At 57.3% G+C, this 20,531-nt stretch carries 16 protein-coding genes; 11 read left to right on the top strand and 5 right to left on the bottom strand.

What is annotated here, in order from left to right; translation table 11 throughout:
• Positions 1 to 4 precede the first annotated feature (4 nt).
• Together KK078_RS18775 and KK078_RS18770 are read right to left on the bottom strand one after the other, a co-directional pair.
• The gene (locus KK078_RS18775) at positions 5 to 1,018 is read right to left on the bottom strand and encodes an outer membrane beta-barrel protein (RefSeq protein WP_254091845.1); all 1,014 of its coding nucleotides are present in this window, start codon (positions 1,016 to 1,018) and stop codon (positions 5 to 7) included.
• A gap of 140 nt (positions 1,019 to 1,158) precedes the next feature.
• Complete coding sequence (locus tag KK078_RS18770; protein ID WP_254091844.1) at positions 1,159 to 2,295, bottom strand: aminotransferase class V-fold PLP-dependent enzyme; 1,137 nt, start codon at positions 2,293 to 2,295, stop codon at positions 1,159 to 1,161.
• 122 nt (positions 2,296 to 2,417) lie between these two features.
• On the opposite strand from KK078_RS18770, the gene KK078_RS18765 reads away from it, so the two are divergent.
• Complete coding sequence (locus KK078_RS18765; RefSeq protein WP_254091843.1) at positions 2,418 to 3,257, top strand: ThuA domain-containing protein; 840 nt, start codon at positions 2,418 to 2,420, stop codon at positions 3,255 to 3,257.
• Between the two features lie 49 nt (positions 3,258 to 3,306).
• Here KK078_RS18765 and KK078_RS18760 read toward each other — a convergent pair whose 3' ends face one another.
• Entirely contained in the window at positions 3,307 to 4,341 is a 1,035-nt protein-coding gene (locus KK078_RS18760; protein WP_254091842.1) for a LacI family DNA-binding transcriptional regulator, read from the bottom strand.
• Positions 4,342 to 4,470: 129 nt separating this feature from the next.
• On the opposite strand from KK078_RS18760, the gene KK078_RS18755 reads away from it, so the two are divergent.
• From KK078_RS18755 to KK078_RS18720, 8 genes are all read left to right on the top strand, one after another.
• Positions 4,471 to 5,091, top strand: a complete 621-nt coding sequence (locus KK078_RS18755) for an RNA polymerase sigma-70 factor (RefSeq protein ID WP_254091841.1) — start codon at positions 4,471 to 4,473, stop codon at positions 5,089 to 5,091.
• A gap of 64 nt (positions 5,092 to 5,155) precedes the next feature.
• Complete coding sequence (locus KK078_RS18750) at positions 5,156 to 5,398, top strand: hypothetical protein (protein WP_254091840.1); 243 nt, start codon at positions 5,156 to 5,158, stop codon at positions 5,396 to 5,398.
• A gap of 34 nt (positions 5,399 to 5,432) precedes the next feature.
• Positions 5,433 to 6,602, top strand: a complete 1,170-nt coding sequence (gene uxuA / locus KK078_RS18745) for a mannonate dehydratase (RefSeq protein WP_254091839.1) — start codon at positions 5,433 to 5,435, stop codon at positions 6,600 to 6,602.
• A gap of 162 nt (positions 6,603 to 6,764) precedes the next feature.
• Positions 6,765 to 9,833 (top strand): SusC/RagA family TonB-linked outer membrane protein, encoded by a 3,069-nt coding sequence (locus tag KK078_RS18740; protein WP_254091838.1) that lies wholly within the window; start codon positions 6,765 to 6,767, stop codon positions 9,831 to 9,833.
• Between the two features lie 23 nt (positions 9,834 to 9,856).
• Entirely contained in the window at positions 9,857 to 11,245 is a 1,389-nt protein-coding gene (locus KK078_RS18735) for a RagB/SusD family nutrient uptake outer membrane protein (RefSeq protein WP_254091837.1), read from the top strand.
• A gap of 22 nt (positions 11,246 to 11,267) precedes the next feature.
• Entirely contained in the window at positions 11,268 to 12,449 is a 1,182-nt protein-coding gene (locus KK078_RS18730) for a glycoside hydrolase family 88 protein (protein ID WP_394370576.1), read from the top strand.
• 68 nt (positions 12,450 to 12,517) lie between these two features.
• Positions 12,518 to 13,702 carry a DUF4861 family protein gene (locus tag KK078_RS18725; RefSeq protein ID WP_254091835.1) on the top strand — a complete coding sequence of 395 codons (1,185 nt, stop codon included), beginning with the start codon at positions 12,518 to 12,520 and terminating at the stop codon, positions 13,700 to 13,702.
• 1 nt (position 13,703) lies between these two features.
• Positions 13,704 to 14,903, top strand: coding sequence for an alginate lyase family protein (locus KK078_RS18720; protein ID WP_254091834.1), 1,200 nt, complete (start codon positions 13,704 to 13,706; stop codon positions 14,901 to 14,903).
• A 70-nt stretch (positions 14,904 to 14,973) separates the two neighbouring features.
• Here KK078_RS18720 and KK078_RS18715 read toward each other — a convergent pair whose 3' ends face one another.
• Entirely contained in the window at positions 14,974 to 15,696 is a 723-nt protein-coding gene (locus KK078_RS18715) for a DNA alkylation repair protein (protein ID WP_254091833.1), read from the bottom strand.
• A 54-nt stretch (positions 15,697 to 15,750) separates the two neighbouring features.
• Here KK078_RS18715 and KK078_RS18710 point away from each other — a divergent pair, with 54 nt between their 5' ends.
• Both KK078_RS18710 and KK078_RS18705 read left to right on the top strand, forming a co-directional pair.
• Positions 15,751 to 17,847 (top strand): carboxy terminal-processing peptidase, encoded by a 2,097-nt coding sequence (locus tag KK078_RS18710; protein WP_254091832.1) that lies wholly within the window; start codon positions 15,751 to 15,753, stop codon positions 17,845 to 17,847.
• A gap of 69 nt (positions 17,848 to 17,916) precedes the next feature.
• A complete protein-coding gene (locus KK078_RS18705; RefSeq protein WP_254091831.1) occupies positions 17,917 to 19,062 on the top strand; it encodes a hypothetical protein in 1,146 nt (381 codons plus the stop codon).
• Positions 19,063 to 19,064: 2 nt separating this feature from the next.
• Here KK078_RS18705 and ligD read toward each other — a convergent pair whose 3' ends face one another.
• Positions 19,065 to 20,444 carry a non-homologous end-joining DNA ligase LigD gene (gene ligD, locus KK078_RS18700; RefSeq protein WP_254091830.1) on the bottom strand — a complete coding sequence of 460 codons (1,380 nt, stop codon included), beginning with the start codon at positions 20,442 to 20,444 and terminating at the stop codon, positions 19,065 to 19,067.
• Positions 20,445 to 20,531 lie beyond the last annotated feature (87 nt).

The following is a 20,531-nucleotide window of genomic DNA, read 5'->3' as shown; positions in this document are numbered from 1 at the left end:
GCCGTTAACGGCTCAGATAAAATTTCAAGCCCGCGTTCAGACCCAGGCCGCCGATGTTGACATAGGAGCGGAGGTCGTCGGCCGGGCGGCTGCGGTCGAAATCTTCCCAGCCTTCTACGTTCATGCCCGATGTGAGTGTTTCGTGATAGGTCACGTCTTTCGTAGCGGGGGTGGCATTCTCCATGGTGATGGGCGTTTGCGGCACGCCGGGTACGGGTTGCAGCGTAGCATCGCTTACCACGGTGGCGGTACCCGAGTATTTTTTCAGCTCTTTGTCTTTACCGCCCACGGAGATGTTGCGGTACTCTACTTCGGCAAAGACGCTGCAATGGTCGCTGAGCATAAAGTCCACACCGACTGCCGACTGGAACCCTACAGTAGGGCGGGGGTTGATGCGCTCTTCGCGCTCCAGCTGCAGGGCGATGTGTGTGTCGGGAACCGGCGAGGTAAAGCCGGCTTCCTCGGCGAACTGGCCTGTCTTGTCATCGAGGGATGTATTGATCTGCAGGTAGCCGCCGACGGGCACAATGACACCTACTTTGGCATAGGGACGGATCATGCCTTCCGACGGAAAGTGTGCGACCAGCGCCGGGGCCACGTCGTACGCGCGGATCTTGCCGACGGTGTTCAGATTCAATACGGTGTTGCCGCCGACCGTTCCGTTCTGTCGCATCATGTCCTGCTCGGTGCTTTGATACATGTTCAACCCGAGCTCGACGCCGAGGATGCGGTTAAACCGGTACCCCAGTGTGAGGCCGGCACGCCAGCCTTCGCCAAAAGATCCTGTCAAGGCTTTTTCGGAAATCGTAGTGGTCTCTCCGGTCTGCGGGTTGATGGTAAAGCTCCGGTCGCGGGCGGGCATGCCGCCGATGGCGGGAAATTCAACCGGTGTTACTTTGATGAAATAACTGCCGGTGGGCTTGAGGTAAAATCCGTGTGGATAATCTTGGTCTTGTGCCTGAAGTGTCAGTGTTCCAGCCGCCAGTAACACAGCGGTTAACAAAAGTATCTTTTTCATAATTGCCTCCTTTCTGGTTTTACAGCATAAACGGTGTTTAACATCTTGTGCTGTAGAGCCTAAACTACCGTGCCCGGTGGCGTTTGTAGAAAGGTGCGTTGTTGTGTTGCACAACGGGTGCAACTGTTGCGTAGGTGATGTTATTGTAAAAGTGCTTCGAACAACCGGTCCACGTCGTCTGCACTGTTGTACAGGTACGGCGCGATGCGCATCTTCTCGCCGCGGAAGCCGACATATACCTGGTGGTCCGCGAGCTTCCGGCCCAGCGCGGGGATCTGATCGAATGTGAAGTCCAGCCCTACGATGTGGCCGACGTTCGGCGCATCGGCAGACGACACGGTGAAGCCATGCTGCCGTGCGCGCGTACGTATTTGTGCTGTACGCTGCGAGAGTGTTTCATGGATGTTGGCGACGCCCCATTCCAGGATCTGTTGAAGCGCGGCGATGGCCATGGGCACGTGTATAAAGCTGGGTGACTCGCCGGCATCAAAGCGGCGTGCGCCGGTCTTGTAGTCGTCGCGATAGTCGGCCAGGCGTGTGAAGTCTTCGGCGCCGCTTTTATTCAGCCACGAATACTCCAGGGGTACGCCGCGCTCGCCGAATTCGGGCGACGCATACAGGTATCCCAGTCCGTACGGTCCCATGAGCCATTTATACCCGACGCTGACCAGGAAGTCGGGGCGGACGGCATTCACATCCAACGGATACGCTCCCACGGACTGGCTGGCATCCACGACGAGCCGGGCCTTTACGTCTTTTGCACGGCGGCTGACGATCTCCAGGTCGATGAGGCTGCCGTCGGTCCAATGACAGTTGGGGATGGCCACGACGCCGGTGCGTTCGTCGATGTGGGCGAGGATGGCGTCGGTCCACGATTGGCCGGGTTGACGGTTGACGGTGACGATGGCCGCGCCGGTTTCATACGAGCGCTCGCGCCATGCGTAGACGTTGGACGGATATTGCTGATCGAGCACGACGATGGTCTGGTGCTTTGTGAGCGGTATATTCTTTGCTGCCACGGCAATGCCGTAGCTCACGGCGGGTACCAGGGCGACGTTGTCACGGTCAGCGCGGATGATGCGGGCGAAGAGCTCGCGCAATGTCTCTACCGGCTCGAACCATTGGGCGGCGGCAATTTCCCACGGGTGGCGGCGTTCGTAGAGACCCCACGTGCCCGCTTCTTCCACCGACCGGAGGAGCGGTGAGAGGGACGCACAGTTGAGGTACGTTACTTCGTCGGGGAGCGTGTAGAGCTCTTTTTGATTGGGTATGATCATGGTGCTGGCGGTTCGTGGCGTGTTTCTGCCGTAGCAATATAATACCCGCGCCGGGGAACGAAAAGCATTTTGCCGGCAAACAACAAACCGGTACCTTTCCTGTGATACAACCCGCTACACCCATGACTACGCTCACCCGCCTGCGCACGTATATATACCTGCTTCTGTTCTGCCTGTTGTGTGTGCCGTTGTGCACGCAAGCACAAACGGACAAGCCCGCCTTTCGCGTCATCGGTTTCTTTACCGCGCGCAACGACCAGGCGCACATCAGCTTCGTGCACGAAGCGAACCAATGGCTGGCGGCTGCCGCGAAGCGCCATAACTTTGTGTACGACTCTACCCAGGACTGGAACAACCTGAACGCTACCTTCCTGGCCCACTACCAGGTGGTCTTATTCCTGGATACGCGTCCTGAGGAGATCGCCCAGCGGGCGGCCTTTGAAATGTATATGAAGAACGGCGGCGCATGGATCGGCTTTCACTTCGCGGGGTTTGCGCTGACGCCGTCGGCGTATCCGCAGGACTGGGACTGGTATCACCAGGAGTTCCTGGGTACCGGCGAGTATAAAAGCAACACGTGGCGGCCGACAAAAGCGGTGCTGCGTGTAGAGGACCGTAAACATCCTGCTACGAAGGGGCTGGGCGCTACGATCGGGGCGGCGCCGAACGAGTGGTATTGCTGGAAGAACGATCTGCGGAAGAACAAGGATATAAAAGTGTTGCTGTCGGTAGACCCTTCGAGCTTTCCATTAGGGACGGGGCCGAAGCCGCATGAGATTTGGCATAGCGGGGATTATCCCGTGGCGTGGACGAATACGAAGTACCGGATGATGTATATCAATATGGGGCATAACGATATCGATTATGAGGGGAAGACGAATAAGACGTTGTCGTCGTCGTTTGGGAGTGTGGAGCAGAATATGTTTTTGATCAATGCGTTGATGTGGTTAGGAAGAAAATAGTGCCCGAAATGCGTGGACACAGAATATTAATGATTTAGCCTTTTAATTTTTAACCTTTCAGGTGGGTTGATTCGCGGATGACGAGGCGGCTTTTGATGAGGCGCAGCTGGGGGTCGCGGTTGCCTTTGATCTGGTCGAGGAGGAGGGCGGCGGCTTCGGAGCCCATGTCGTAGGCGGACATGTCGATGCTGGTGAGGGCCGGCTCGACGAAGCGGCAGATAGTCTCGTTGTTGAAGCCCAGGATGGCGATGTCCTGGGGGATGCGCAGGCCGTTCTTTTTGATGACGTGCATCATCTCGATGGCGGCGAAGTCGTTGATGGCGAAGATGGCGTCCGGGCGTTGGGGTAAGTTGATGAGCTGGCGGGTGTAGTCTTCTACGGTGCCGCCGCGGAAGTGCGATTGTACGATATAGTTTTCTTTTACGGGCAGGTTGTGTTTCCGTAACGCATCCATATAGCCTTTCAAGCGGTAGCGGCTGTTGTATAGATTTTGCGGGCCGGCGACGATGGCGATGCGTTGACAACCCTGGCTGATGAGGTGCTCGGTGCCTTCGAAGGCGATTTCGTAGTTGTCGGTATAGACGCGCGAGGTGTTGAGCTCTTCGGTGATGCGGTCGAAGAATACGACCGGTATATTTTTATCCAATAAGATCTGGAAGTGGTCGGTGCGGTCTGTTTCGGCAGAGACGGAAACGAGCACACCGTCGACGTGCGCGGTGAGGAGTGAACGGAGGTTGCTGCGTTCGGTGACAAAGCTTTCGTCGGACTGGCAGATCATGACGTTGTACCCCGCCAGGTTGGCCACCCGTTGTATGCCGCCGATGGCTTTGGCGAAGAAGCGGTTTACGGTTTCGGGGATGAGTACGCCGATGGTGTTGGTGCGTTGTTGTTTGAGGTTGAGGGCGAGAGCGTTGGGCGTATAGTTCAGTTTGCGTGCGAGCTCGAGGACCTTGTGGCGTGTTTCGGCGTTGACGTCCGAGTGCTCGGACAACGCGCGTGACACGGTGGACTTGGAGATGCCCAGCATTTTAGCAATGTCGTTGATGGTGATGGAACCGGAGCTCATAGATCGTTTTACTGCCATGCAAGATAAAGATTAAAGTTCTGGGACCGTTCCCGGGAACGGTCCCTATTAAATATCATTTAAAAAGCAACTATTTGGTCATATTTTTTACTACAATCGTATTAAATATTTGGACAATCGATTGCACAGATGGCACTTTTACCCCACTTCAACCCCGCCCAAGCCATCCGGTATTCTACCGGGATTGCCGCCCTTCGGCCCCAAAACGAAGGCCTGGACCTCCTGTTTGACCGGGTAGCCCGCGAGGACGATTACAAGTCGTTCGAGACGATCTTCAAGCGTATGTACCGGCAGCTGTGCCGGGTGTCGGCACGCATGGTGCAGAGCCATGCGCTGGCCGAAGAGATCGTAGACGATGTATTCTGCAACCTGTGGGGTAACCGCAAGCGCATTCAGATCAATTCGTCGTTCCAGGCGTACCTGCTCGCGTCGGTACGCAATAAGTCGCTGGACTGCCTGCGCAAAACGAAGCACGACCGGAATATAGAGCTGGAGTGCGCGGCGGATGTGGCCAGCGTGCACGAGGGTGCGCAGGAGCACCTGGTATACGAGGAGCTGCGCGGCCAGATCGAGTCGGCGATCGAGTCGCTGCCCAAGCAGTGCCGGACGATCTTTCGCATGAGCCGGGAACAGGACATGAAGTATAAGGACATTGCCGACGTGCTGCAGATCAGTATAAAAACCGTCGATACCCAGATGGGCCGAGCGTTAAAGCACCTGCGGCAGGCCGTTCGCCCGGTATCCGTATAAAATAAAATCCATCCGCCCGCGGACTGGCTGTAGGGGGTGTCGCTGTTTTCAGCGTCCTTGTAACATGGCCAGACCACCCGCGCTTACCGGAATTTATGCCTTGATGGCTCGCTGCCTGGCCGGCGAAGCGACCCCGGAAGACATTCATCAGTTAAAAACATTATGCGAGCAAGACCCGGCCTGGTGTGCCGAGTTCGAATCGATGCGGGGCCTTTGGGCGGAAGCGTACGGGGCGGCCGATGAAAAACCGATCGAAGAGGATCTGGATCGTGTGAGCCGCAAGCTGAAGGCGCGGGGCTTGCGGTAATACCAATCTATACTATAGAAGAAGCGAGAATACGATGTTGATGGAACAGACATGGCGCTGGTTCGGGCCGAACGACCCGGTCAGTTTACAGGACATACGACAGGCCGGTGCCACCGGTGTCGTTTCGGCGTTGCACCATTTGCCGAACGGGGTGGTGTGGCCGATCGAGGAGATCCTGCAACGCCAGCAGATGATCGAAGCGGCGGGCCTGACGTGGTCGGTCGTGGAAAGTATACCGGTACACGAAGATATTAAAAAGCAAAACCCGGGCTATGAGCGGTATATCGCGCACTATAACGAAAGCCTGCGCAATCTCGGCCGCTGCGGCATCCGCACGGTATGCTATAATTTTATGCCGGTGCTGGACTGGACGCGTACGGACCTGGCGTATGTGCTGCCCGACGGTTCGAAGGCGCTGCGGTTTGACGCGGTGGCGTTTGCGGCGTTCGACCTGTTTGTGCTCAAGCGGCGCGGGGCGTTGCGGGAGTATACGCGGGCACGGATCGAGGCTGCCGAGCGGTATTACGACGAAGCCACGGACGAGGCGCTCGATGCCCTGCGCCGGAATATACTGGCCGGACTGCCCGGCGCGGAAGAAGGCTATACATTAGACCAGTTCCGCAAGGTGCTGGAAGAATACGACGGTATAGACGAACCGCGCCTGCGGCAGCATTTATATACCTTTATCCGCGCGATTGCCCCCGTGGCGGAAGAAGCGGGTGTACGCCTGGCGATCCACCCCGACGACCCGCCGTACCCGATGTTCGGACTGCCGCGCGTCGTCAGCACCGAGGCGGATGCCGAGCGTTTACTCGCGGCGTACGATTCTGCTTACAACGGTCTCTGTTTTTGTACCGGCTCGTATGGCGTGCGCACGGACAACGACCTGGTGGGCATGGTGCAACGCCTGGGGCATCGTATAAACTTTGTACACCTGCGCAGCACACGCCGCGACGACGCCGGTAATTTTTTTGAAGCCGACCATCTGGCCGGCGACGTCGATATGCCTCGCGTGATGCGGGCGCTTGTCGTAGAGCAGCGCCGGCGCGCGACGCAAATCCCTTTCCGGCCGGACCACGGCCACCAGATGCTGGACGACTTGCAGAAGAAAACAAATCCCGGTTATTCGGCCATCGGTCGTTTGCGGGGACTGGCTGAACTGCGCGGTCTTGAACTCGGTATTTCTTCGGTGCTGCCTGTGTAGGGACACATAAATAATTAAAACGATTGCATGTAGGGGTAAGCATTTTTTACGACGTCATATGAACAAACCGCTGTGCGTTCGCGCGTGCGGCGATTGGGGAAAGCCTGTTGGCGGCACACCGCAGGTTTTCCCGACCATGTCAAACCCAAACCTTATTGTTCTATGACAAAAGCTCTACTTTACAGGCGCCAGGCATGGCTATTCATGCTCCTGGTCGTCGCGCTGCTGGCACCGCTGGCAGGGCAGGCACAGACCCACACGGTATCGGGCGTGATCACGTCCGATGATGGCTCGCCCCTCCCCGGGGTATATGTACTGGTGAAAGGCACATCCAACGGTACAGCCACTGATTCAAACGGAAAATATACCATCGTCGCTCCGGCAGACGGCACGCTGGTGTTTACCTTCATCGGCATGCGCCCCCTGGAGCGTCCGGTGAGTGGCCAGACGACACTGGATGTCGCGATGGAAACCGACGTTTCCGAGCTCGATGAGATCGTGGTGGTGGGGTACGGTACGCAAAAGAAAAGCGACCTGACCGGTTCGGTATCGTCGGTATCGTCGAAGGAGATCCGTTCGGTACCGGTGGCGTCGCTTTCGCAGGCGTTGCAGGGTCGTGCGGCGGGGGTACAGGTAATGCAGTCGTCGAACTCGCCGGGTGGCGGTGTGACGGTGCGCATCCGCGGCGGTAACTCGATCCAGGGTGGTAACGAGCCGCTCTATGTTGTCGACGGTTATCCGCTTTATAATGAGTCGGGGCCGACGATCAGCCCGAACGACATCGAGTCGATGGAGATCCTGAAAGACGCTTCGGCTACGGCGATCTACGGTTCGCGCGGCGCGAACGGCGTGGTGATCATTACCACGAAGCGCGGCAAGCCCGGCAAAGCGAATGTACAGTTTGAAACATACCTGGGCTTCCAGGAAGTCCGGAAGAAGCTCGACGTGCTCAACGCTACACAGCTGGCAGAGCTGATCAACGAGGGTATCGCGAATACCAACGCCGACAATCCTACGAAGCCTCCGATCGCGCCGGCGTTCACACAGGAGCAGATCGCCGGATTGGGAAAAGGCACCGACTGGCAGGATGAGATCTTCCGGACGGCGCCGATCCAGAATTATTACCTGGCGTTGACCGGCGGCGACGATAAGATGCAGTACGCGATCACCGGTAACTATTTTGATCAGGATGGCATCGTGATCAATTCCAACTATAATCGTGCGTCGTTCCGGATCAATCTGGACCGGCAGATGAGCGAGCGGCTGAAGTTCAGCAGCAGCCTGACCTTCTCGCGCAGCAAGCGCAACCAGATCACTTCGGATACCGACGGCGGCTCGGGCGCGGGCGTGGTATACGGCGCGTTGAATTTTTCACCGACGGTGCCGGTGCGAAACCCGGATGGTACGTATACGATCGACAATCGCCCCGGTGCGATCAAGATCAATAACCCGGTGGCGATGGCCAACGACATCGAAAACGAGAACACCACCAGCCGTGTGCTGGGTACGGTGTCGGCGGAATATACCCTGGCGAAAGGCCTGACGGCGAAAGTGTTGTTCGGTACCAACCTGGTATATGAAAAGATCGGGTTTTACCTGCCGCGCTCGACGTTTTCGGGTTTGCAGGTTTCGGGGAGCGCGTACCTGAACAACCGTCAGAGCGCCGAGTGGCTGAACGAAAATACGTTGAATTATAAAACGACGATCAGTGACCGCCACACGTTCAACATCGTGGCGGGGTATACACTGCAGTCGGGCTCGTCGGAAGAGTTCCGCGCCAATGCGCAGAACTTTGCCAACGACATTCTCAACAACAACAGCCTGGCATCGGCGCAGCAAGCCAACCCGGGTTCGTCGGAGGTGCTGGACTGGGGCCTTCGCTCGTACCTGGGGCGTGTCAACTATGACCTCGACGGTAAGTACCTGGTGACGTTGACGGGTCGTGTGGACGGTGCGTCCAAGTTCGGCAAGGGTAATAAGAATGCGTTCTTCCCGTCGGGCTCCGTGGCCTGGAAAATCTCGAAAGAGTCGTTCATGCAGCAGGTCGCGGTGGTCAGCGATCTGAAGCTGCGCGCCAGCTATGGGATCACGGGGAACCAGGAGATCGGTAACTACCAGTCGATCGGCGCCCTGGGCACACAGAACTATAACTTCGACAATAAACTCTTCATCGGGTATGCGCCCAGCCGGATGGCCAATCCCGACCTGAAGTGGGAGACCACGACGCAAGTGGACGTCGGGATCGATGCGGGTTTCTTCAACGACCGCCTGCTGGTAACGGCCGATTGGTATCGAAAGAAAACCAAGGACCTGTTGTTCAACGTGCCGCTGCCGGTGACGTCGGGGTATACTACATCGTTGCAAAACATCGGGAAGGTTCAGAACCAGGGGGTCGAGCTGGGCATCGCGACGATCAACGTGGAAGGCGCATTTTCGTGGACGACGAATTTCAACGTTGCGGCCAACCGCAACAAGGTACTGGACCTCGGCAACGCCAAGGATGTTCCGACCGGCAGCGCCAGCGGACACCTGCAGCTCTCCAACTCGGGTATTTTGCGTGTAGGCGAGCCGGTGGGTGTATTTTATGGTCTGGAGTTCGACGGCATTTTCCAGAATGCGGAGGAGATTGCGAACTCGGCGCAGAAGAACGCCAAGCCGGGCGACCGTCGTTATGTAGATGTCAAACAGGACGGTGCAATCAACTCGCAGGATCGTGTGATCCTGGGGCAGGCGCAGCCGAAGCTGATCTTTGGTTTTACCAACAACTTTTCGTTCAAGGGCTTCGATCTGAACGTATTCTTCCAGGGCGTGCAGGGCAACAGCCTCTACAACATCAACCGGTACGAGCTGGAGTCTATGACGGGCATCAGCAACCAATCGGCCGAGGTGCTGAACCGCTGGACGCCGACCAACCCAAGCAATACCATTCCGCGCGCGATCAGCACGACCACTTCGTATCAGGTTACGAGCCGGCAGATCGAGGATGGCTCGTATATCCGCCTGCGCAACATCCAGCTGGCGTACAACCTGCCGTCTACCATGCTGGAGCGTGTCGGGCTGAACTCGGCCAAGGTCTACGTCAGCGGCCAGAATCTGCTGACGATCACCGACTACTCGGGCTACGACCCGGAGGTGAGCCGCTACGGCCAGGAGACCCTCAGCCAGGGTACCGACTACGGCAGCTATCCCTCGGCCAAGATGTATCTGATAGGTGTTAACATTGGTTTCTGATCCTCATTAAACGATTTACGACTATGTATAAAAAATATATCCTCGGACTTTTGACTGCATGCCTGGCGTCGTGCAGCGTGCTGGAAGACGAGCCGAACTCGTTCATTCCGACCGAGCAATTTTACAAGACCCAGGCCGATGCGATGGCGGCCGTGACGGCGGCCTATACGGCAAGCAAAGCGAACGGCGATACGAACCGCAACTTCAACATTCTGGGCGACCTGACGACGGATGACCTCACGCCGCTGGCCAACAACAACGACCGGGTACAGTTGAACACCTATACCCATACGGCCGCGAACGTTATTGTGCGGGAATCGTGGCAGAACTTTTTCCTGGGTATCACCCGCTGCAACGTAGTGATCGAGCGTGTGCCGCTGATCACCATGGATGAGACCCTGCGCAACCGGCTGGTGGCAGAGGCGAAGTTCCTGCGTGGCTTCTATTATTTCCATCTGGTGCGCCTGTTCGGCAAAGTGCCGCTGGTGCTGCAGGAGACCAAGCTGCCGACGGAGGTGACATTTCCGAAGCGCGAAGACGCGGACGTGATCTACGAGCAAATCGTCAAAGATCTTCAGGATGCGGAGACGGGCCTGCCGGACAAGTATACCAAGAACGAAGACCGGGGCCGCGTGACCAGCGGTATGGCGAAGGGCTACCTGGCGCTGGTATACCTCACACGCCACGAATGGACCCTGGCCGCCGCCAAGGCGAAGGAAGTTATGGACGGGCCGTACGGCTATGGCCTGTGGGATACGTATAAGGAAGTCTTTGATGTCAAGAACGAGTTTGGCAAGGAAGCGATGTTCGATGCACAGTTTGTCAGCGGCCCCGGTGGGCAGGGCAGCAACCTGATCGCGTTCTGGGCGCAGGAGAACAACTCGGTGGCGGGCCGCGGCTTTGGTTCATTCAAACCCACGGATGGTATTTACAACAGCTTTGCTTCGTATGATAAACGCCTGGAGGTGTTCTTTACCAAAGGCACGGACGGCCGTTGGTATTGCAACAAATGGGTGGACAGCGATGCTACGACGGCTTACCAGTCGGACAACAACTTCCCCCATATGCGCTTTGCAGAAGTATTGCTGAACTTTGCGGAAGCTTCGAATGAGGACATCGGCCCGAACGACGAGGCGTACGATGCCGTAAATGCCATCCGCACGCGTGCGGGCCTGGCGGACCTGGAGAACCTGACGCAAGAGCAGTTCCGTGACTCGGTGCTGCTGGAGCGTCGTCGCGAGCTGTGCTTTGAAGGCCACCGCTGGTATGACCTGGTACGTACGGGCCGGCTGGTGTCGACGATACGCGGCCTCGGTAACACCAACATTCAGGATTATCACCAGGTGTTTCCGGTGCCGCAGCTGGAGCTGGATCTGAACACAAACCTGTTGCCTCAAAACGATCTGTATTAACTAATTCTTTTTCATGATGCGTATGAAACCCTGGGCGCTTTTTGTTACTGTGGGCATCGGTGCTCTCCTTGCCTGCACGATCAAGCCTGTGCTGGATCCGCGCGCGGCGTTGGACAAGGCCAAGGCTCAATTGGAAACAAGCCTGACGGCCTATGCCGACCTGTCGCAGTTCCCGCGCGGTGCGAAGGCCGACGGCAGCTATCGCGGTACGAAGTCGTCGGAATGGACGAGCGGCTTTTATCCGGCCACGTTGTGGTATATGTACGAATATACGCAGGACAAGAAGTGGGCTGACGCCGCGCGTCGCTGGACGGCGGGCATGGAGAAGGAAAAATTCAATACGCGCACGCACGACCTGGGATTCATGCTGTATTGCCCGTTTGGCAACGGGTACCGTCTGACAAACGACCCGGCGTATAAAGAGGTGATGCTGCAGGGTGCGAAGTCGCTGTCGACGCGTTACAACCCGAAGACGGGTTGTATCAAGTCGTGGGACCATGGCCAGTGGCAGTTCCCGGTGATCATCGACAACATGATGAACCTGGAGTTGTTGTTCTGGGCCACGCGTGTGTCGGGTGACTCGAGCTTTTACAAGGTTGCCGTGACGCATGCCAACACGACGCTGAAGAATCATTTCCGCAGCGATAACAGCAGCTACCACGTGGTAGACTACGATACGCTGACGGGCAAGGTCATTCAGCGCGTGACGCACCAGGGTTTTGCCAATGAGTCGGCGTGGGCCCGCGGGCAGGCGTGGGGGTTATATGGCTACACCGTTGCCTACCGCGAGACGAAGGACAAGCGCTACCTGGATCAGGCGGTAAAGATCGCGACCTTCTACCTGAAGCATCCGAACCTGCCGGCGGACAAGGTGCCGTATTGGGACTTTAACGCGTCAGGCATTCCGAACGAGGAGCGCGACGCTTCGGCGGCCGCCATTACAGCGTCGGGCCTGCTGGAATTGAGCACGTATGTAAAAGACAGTAAGCCTTACGTTGCCGCGGCGGAGCAGATGCTGACGAGCCTCGGTTCGCCGGCGTACCTGGCCAAGCCGGGCGAGAATAATCATTTTATCTTATTGCACTCGGTGGGCCACAAGCCGGCGAAGTCGGAGATCGACGTGCCCCTGGTATATGCCGACTACTACTACATTGAAGGGCTGCTGCGCTACCAGCGCCTGAAAGATAACACCCGAAAAAAATAAACATTGGGTTAATTGGTTGAGTCGATGCGACTGGCTCTTTGGGTCAGTCGCATTTTTTTTAACTTGTCATGATGAAAAACAGCATTCTTCTATTGTCCATAGCGGCCCTGGCGGCCTGCAGCAAGCCGCGGCAGAAGTCCCTGACCGTACAGAATCCGTTGGAGACGGAACGTACGGAGATCGTATCGATCCCGGTCGCTACACTCGACAGTTTGTTCCCGTCGTTCACGCCGGGAAACCTGACGGTGCGGGCCCCGGGCGACGACCATCACAGTATCCTGCAATGGGTGGATGAAGACGGCGACGGCAAGCCCGAGCGGTTGCTGTTCGAGGCGTCGTTGAAGGGGAAGGAACACAAGACGTTTATCCTGGAAGAAACGCAGCACCCTGTGCATGACACGGTGCGGACAGGTACGTATGGCAGATTTGTGCCGGAGCGAATCGACGACTTTGCCTGGGAAAACAACCGGGTGGCGTTCCGCACGTACGGTCCCGAGGCGCAGCGTTTGGTGGACGCGGGTGAAAAGGGCGGGACGTTGTCGAGTGGTATAGATTGCTGGTTGAAGCGTGTGGAGTATTCTATTATCGATCCTTGGTATAAAAAGAACACTGCCGGCGGCAGTTATCACCACGATGACGGCGAGGGGTATGATCCGTACCACGTCGGTGCCAGCCGCGGTTGCGGCGGCCTGGGCGTGCTGATAGGCGACTCGTTGTATGTGTCGAAGAACTTTGTTTCGCACCGGGTATTGGCCAACGGTCCGTTGCGGACTACGTTCGAGCTGACGTATGCGCCGTGGTCTGCCGCGGGGGCGATGGTGCGGGAGCGGAAGGTCATTTCGATCGACCGGAACAGTCAGTTGTGCCGGATGGAGGCCCATGTGACGTCCGACAGCACGCTGGCGAATGTGACGCTGGGTATTGCGCTGCACGATAAAAAGGGCGAGGTGAAAGCGGACAGCGCACAGGGATGGTTCCGGTATTGGGAGCCGATGGATGATTCGGAGCTTGGTACGGCGATCGTGATCGACCCGGCGCGGGTGCTGCGGTATGCAGACTACCGCACCACGAAAAAGGACATGAGCCATTTGTATGTCATGGCGGCAGCGCCGCGGCAGGATGCCGTGGTATACTATACCGGTTTTGGCTGGAAGAAGGCGGGCGAGGTCGCTTCCGCGGAAGCGTGGGATCTTTACCTGCAGGATTTTGCGCAGCGGATGGCGTCGCCGGTGACGGTACGTTTTGAGAAATAGCATGTCGATGGTTGTGCGTGATCGGTATAACTTTTTAGGCAGGGCGGCTGGTATTGCCGTGATGCTGCTCGGGCTGGTGGGGATGGATGTCTGTGCGCAGGCCCGCTTGCGGCAGGAGGCGACGGAAGTGCTGCGGTCGCAGGTCTTGCAAGAAGCAGCATGGGCCCTGGGCGAAGCGCCGGTGACGGTTACGGCGGAGCGCTCGCCGCGGTCGGCCGGCGGCATACACGACTTTTATTCCGAAGGGGATTATTGGTGGCCGGATTCCACGGATGCGAAGGCTCCTTATGTTCGCCGCGACGGAATGACCAACCCCGATAATTTTACGGCGCACCGGCGGGCGATGATCCGCTTCAGCACGATCGTGGGGGCGTTGGCGTCGGCGTATAAAATTACGGGCGACGCCCGGTATGTGCAGCAGGCACGGGTGCACCTGCGGGCGTGGTTCATCGATCCTGCTACGCGCATGGCACCGCACCTGCTGTATGCACAGGCGATCCAGGGCCATGCTACCGGTAGGGGTATCGGTATTATCGATACGATCCATTTGATGGAGGTGGCGCAAGGCGTGATGGTGATGATGCGTGATAAGGCGTTCGATGCCGCTACGCGCGAGGGGGTTATTGCCTGGTTCAAGGCGTATCTTGTCTGGCTGACGACGCATGCGTATGGGAAGGAGGAAATGGAGGCGAAGAACAATCACGGAACGTGTTGGGTGATGCAGGTGGCGTCGTTTGCCCGGCTTACCGGCGACGAGCGCTTGCTGCGTTTTTGCCGGGAGCGGTTTAAGACGGTGCTGCTGCCCGGGCAGATGGAGGTGGATGGAAGTTTTTCATTGGAGCTGAAACGGACGAAGCCTTATGGGTATTCTATCTTTAACCCGGATGCGATGGTGATGATCTGTCAGATCCTTTCGACCTCTAAAGACGATCTGTGGCGTTATCAGACGGCGGATGGGAGATCGATTGGGAAAGGGATCGCTTTCTTATATCCTTATCTACGCGATAAACAGACGTGGCCCTATACGCCGGATGTGATGTACTTCGATCAGTGGCCGGTGGCGCAGCCGGCGTTGTTGTTTGGGGCTTTGGCGTTGGGAGAGAAGGGGTGGTTTGATGTTTGGCGGGGGTTGGAGCATGCGCCGAAGGAGGAGGAGGTTGTGAGGAATTTGCCGGTACGGCATCCGTTGTTGTGGTTTTAGTGGTACGGCAGTTACAAACTGCCTACCGTGCAGGCACAAGTCACCGCTTCGCTGAGACTTGCGCCAGTCACTACTTCCTGGTGACGCGGGTCTTGCGGCCGGTGGTGAGCTTGGCCAGGGTTTCGCGTACGGCTATCTTTGGCAGGGTATCTTTGTTCTCCCCGATATATTCTTCTACCAGGGTGCGGTGATGTTTTTCCATGCTGCGCAGGAGCCATGAGATGGCTTTTGTGATCAGTATATCTTTTTCGCTTTTCAGCTTGTCGATGTTTTGCAAGGCTGTTGCGGCGAGTGCTTCGTGTTTGTCGGCGCGCAGGGGGGCGCAGAATAATACCAGTGAGGCGCGGCGTTTTTGGATCCCGGCGCTTTTGGCGAAGCGGGTTACGAGGGGCTTCCATTCTTTCCAGCGGGAGGACAGGCCTTTGACGGTATATTTGCCGGTGCAGAGAGTGTCGACTTCTGACCAGCCTTCGAGGTGGTCGAGCCAGGTGTCGAAGATGGCGGGGTCGAACTCGCGTTGGCCGGTAGTGGTATAGTCCAAGAGGATGCCGGCCATGCATTTTTCGGTATAGGACTTTGCGGTGATGAGGCTCGATAACAAGGCGACTACGTCGTCGGCGGAGAGGTCGCGGTGGGCTTTCATCCAGGAGCCGGCGATCTGGCGCAACGAGGGCACGCCGATGGCGATGCGGGGGTGGGTGCTGCCCAGGTAGGAATCCAGGAAAGTATGTTGCGTGGGCGCGCCCGCCTGGTCCTGGATCAGTTTAAGGATGTCCTTGTGATGACGGTTCATGGAAGGCGTCTTTGCTTTAGGTAAAGATGGAAAATTTCATGAAATTACCCCGTCATGGCCTATCGTCTGTCTCTTGTTTTTTTGGCGTTCATCGCCACCTCGGTATATGCGCAGAAGCCCCGCAACCACCGCGAAGAGGCGCTGCTGCTGGCGAAGATCCTGCGCGAGCAGCACGTGGCGCCGAAGCCGTTGAATGACAACTTTTCCCGGCAGGTGTTTGCGCAGTTCACCAGCCAGCTCGATCCCGACAAGTTATATTTCTCTGCCGCCGACCTGCAAACGCTGGCGGTCCACGAAACGCGTCTTGACGATGAGCTGAGCGGCACGGGCTGGGATTTCCTGCCGCAGGTGACGACGTTATACCGTCAGGCGCTGGTACGGGCCGAGCGCATGATCTCACAAACGGGTGAGACGGCATTTACCGGCACCGTCAAAGAATATGTTTCGTTCGACACGGTACACTGGCCGGCAGACCCGGCGGCTTTGCAAGCCAAGTGGCGACTGTGGCTCAAGCACCAGACGTTGCAGCGCCTGGTCGACGTGCGGACGGGGTACACCGGGCCGGAGAAGGAATTTTTTACGCGTCATGAGTCCGAGGCCCGGCAGCGAATGACGGCGTACGAGCTTCGCACGGTGCGGCGAATTTTGCAGCACCCCGGTGCGTTTGAAAATTATGTGGCCGCGCAATATTTCCAAAGTATTGCGGCGGTGTTCGATCCGCATACGACCTACATGCCGGTGACGGAAATGGAAAACTTTCTGTCGACGCTCAGCACGGAAGGGTATTACTTCGGCATTACGCTCGACGAGAATGAGCGCGGCGATGTGCTGATCACGGCGCTGGCGCCGGGCGGCCCGGCGTGGAAGTCGGGGGAGATCCATGCGTCGGATGTACTGACCGGTTTGCGGTGGGACGGTGGGGACGATACCAGTATAGAGGGCTTTACGCTGGACGAGGCCAACGCTATTCTGGCAGACGCCAACCACCGGTATATGGAATTCACCGTGCGCCGTCAGGGCGGCGTGGTGAAGAAGATCAAGTTGCAGAAGGAGAAGATCTCGCTGGAAGAGAACTATGTGCGCAGCTATGTGCTCGAGGGCAAACACCGCATGGGCTATATCGCGCTGCCCGACTTTTATACGCGCTGGGACGACGAGAGCGAGGGCTCGCGCTGCGCGGGCGATGTTGCCAACGAGGTGATGAAGCTACGGCAGGAGAACGTCCGCGGGCTGATCCTCGACATTCGCTACAACGGCGGCGGCTCGTTGATGGAGGCCGTGGCGATGGCCGGGATCTTTCTGGACGAAGGGCCGCTGGGCATGTTGCGCAACCGGCAGCAGGATATTATCACTCTCAAGGACATTGATCGCGGTACAGTCTATGATGGCCCGCTGGTGCTGCTGGTGAATGGGCAGAGCGCTTCGGCGTCGGAGTTTCTGGCGGCGGTATTACAAGATTATCGCCGCGCGGTGATCGCGGGCACGCGCACGTTTGGGAAGGCTACGGCCCAGAATTTTTTTCCGCTGGACCCCACGCAACAGCAGGGGCCGTCGCTCGAAACGATCCAGGACGGTCCGGGTTTTGCCAGCATCACGACCGACAAGATATACCGGGTGACGGGTGGTACCGCACAGGGTGCGGGGGTGAAGCCTGACATTGTATTGCCGGAGGTATTTGATATACCGGGGGTACGCGAGTCGGCCATGCCGTTTGCGTTGCCGGCTGATTCGATCCTGAAGCGTACGTACTTCCGGGTGTTGCCGCCGCTGCCGCTGGATTCCTTGCGGACGCGGAGCCGTGCGCGGGTGGGATCGTCTGCGACGTTCCAGCATATCGTCAAGGGCCGGCGCTGGCTGGCGGACGAGTTCCATCGTCGGGACGAGCCGGTGTCGCTGTTATGGGATGCGTTGTACGCGCGCGAAGTAGCGATGCAGCAGCAATACCGCGCACTGGAGAAGTCGCTGGAGCAGGCCAGCCGCGTGTTTACCGTGACCAACGGCAGCGCGGACCGGCAGCGCCTGGCGGCCGATGATTATGCGAAGGATTTTAACCGGTCGTGGATCACCAACCTGCAAAAGGATGTATACGTGGAAGAAGCTGTGAACATATTGACGGATATGATCGAGCTTTCGAACCACGCTGCGAAATAACCTGCCTGATTTGAAAACTGACGGCCTGTTTGCCGTATCTTGACACGCCAAAAAAAGCAGATCTGCTGAATGAAAGAAGAACAAGTACACGTACTGGTGGGCTGCGCCGACGCGCGCGACCTGAGCCAATTGCAACTGGATGTGATCGAGCGCGTTACGGCCGAGTATGCCGGCCAGGGTATTAACGTTGAACTGCACACCGTGCGTGCGGCGGGCTCGTTCGTTTCGCCGGACATCGTGATGGACATCAAGCGGATCTTCGAGGAAGCGCAGCGCCGGGCCGACCTGCGGGTGCCGATCCGGTACTTCGTGCACATTCAGACCCACGGTCACCTGACAGAAGATTCCAACGATCATTACATCAGCCACGTACATGAATTGAAGATCGTAGACGGCTCGCCGCTGAACTGCGGTATGCTGGGCGCTTCCTCGGTGGGTGTCGAGATCGAGCAGATGCTGGTGGAAGAACGGCCTACGGTGGAGATCCGCGGCCAGGCCCTGGTGATCGACAGCGACACGAAGATCAAACGCCTGCTGAAAGAGTTCTACGCGTACGACGGCTACCTGGCCGGCGACTGGATCAGCAGCATCGACCTGCTGCGTACCCACCCTCGGCACCAGCGCACCATCCTGGAGAAGGCTATCAGCACAGACCCGGAGCTGAAGATGCTGAACATCGAGATCACCTGCGGCATCCTGGATTATGCCATTCACTCGCTGATCCGCGTGGACGGGGGCGAGCCTGCGGTGCCTTTCTGGGACACGGTGCAGACAGAGATCCGCAAGCATGCGCAGAACGATCGCGCTGCCAAGGAAAGCCTCATCAATCAAAACCGCAAGCAAAAGCCCCTGGCGGGCTTGCTGTGTATGAGCGATCCGCGCATGGCGTCCCGCTCGGAAGCCGCCAACTATTATATGCGGCTGCGCAACATCGAGCACACCGGCGAGTATATTCCCAATACCGTCTTTAACATGACAGGTACCTCGTTCGATATTCCGCATACGCCTTTCGGGCCTTATGTGATTGCCGGATTTTTCTTTGCCGTAAAAGCCCTGGGATTAAAAGATCAGATGGTGATGGGCGGGACGGAAGCTCAGACGGAACGGATCATGCAGAAGATCCAGAACGATCCAATCATGAGCCTGATCGTGCGGAAGTTTGAGGTGAATCTGATCCCGATCAGTTTGGACGCGCTCGTGAAGGAACGGGCGTGACCTCAGAACAGGAAGGCGTAGTACTTTTCGATATGTGCGGCGGTCTCTTTGGCGTTGATCTTTTTTCTGAAAAGATCGTCGAAGGGATCGCCGGTTTCTTTCAGGCGTTTGAGGATCGTTTTATAGTTGAGCTTTTCGATCGATAATCCTTTTGTTACTTCTTCCCAGAACAACGGTGTCGCCACGGTGGCCGTATCGGCGGCCAGGGAGTAGGCGGCCACCAGGGTTTGTTGATCTTCATTCAGATGGCAATCTAAAATGATCTTTCCGAGACTGTACTCACCGGGCTCCCGCAGGATGGCGCGGTCGGGGAACTTTAGCAGGATGAGCTTGCAGACATTTTGCGCCAGTACCTGGCTCTCGTCCATGCTGCTTTTGCCATCGAGCGGTATATATACATGAAAGCCGGAGATGCCGTCGGTTCTGATAAAGGCAGGAACGTTCAACGCCGTGAGGATATGATGGGCCATGCGTGCGACATCGATCACTTTCTCGGGCGCATTTCCACCGGCTTCGATGCCGATCACGCAGTAGTCGGGATGGCTTGCCGATCTTGCGCGGACGTGTTGCGGGTAAAAATCTACGGCCCCTCGTTCGATATAATACAACAGATGCTCTTTGGTATTGCACAGGAGCACGTCTTGTTTTGTTTTGCTGCGTGGCGAGGTGATGGCAGTGTGCAGGCCTGCAGGAAGCTCGTCGGCATCGGGTGTGAGTTCGTCGGCCGATCGGTATTCGTTGAGGCCGCCGCGTTCGGAGCGGAGCCGGATGAGCTGTGGACGGTCTTTGAGGTAGGGAAGGATATAGTCGGCCATGTCGTTGTAGTAGTCGAGTATATCGCGTTTGGTGAGGCCCGAGCGTTTAAAGATCACTTTGTTGAGGTCTGTAAACTCGATCTTTTGCTTGAGCTTGTACGCCGGTTGTTTAGGCGCCGACTTGCGTGCCGGTGCGGCTTCTCTCTTTTGGGCTTTGCCTTTTTGCCTGGCGGGCGGTGGCGGTTTGATGGGGGTGCCCCGCTTGCGCGTGGTGGGGAGCTCTTCTATGTCCGCGAATTCTTTTGCCACACGGTCGTCGAATTCGAAGGGATTCTGGTCCCATACCTTGTTGGATGTGGTATGGAAAAAGTACAGGCCGGGAATGTCGTCGCTGCCGTGGAGCTGGTGGTCGGAGGATTTCAGGTTTTCCAGTACGGCGGCGAACGTCAGGTTATAAAAAACGTCTGTTTCTTCTTCGATCGCTTCGATGCTGATGCGGTCGTCGACGGAATGCCCGGCTTTGGTGATGTACAGGCGGATCAGCTTGCTGCGGTCGGCCCGGTCTTCGCAGGCGGTGACAATCTCAACGATCGATTTGAAGGCTTTGGTATTCTTCCGGATGATCATGGGCCAGCTTTTTCTAATATTACGCTTGCCGCACGCGATTATCAAGTATTTGGCGCAGATACGGCAAGGCTTGGTAACAATGCCGGT

Source organism: Dawidia soli (genome assembly GCF_018598185.1).
Taxonomy (GTDB): Bacteria; Bacteroidota; Bacteroidia; order Cytophagales; family Cyclobacteriaceae; genus Ohtaekwangia; species Ohtaekwangia soli.
Note: the sequence above shows the minus strand (reverse complement) of the source record. Positions and strands in the feature narration are given on the sequence as shown.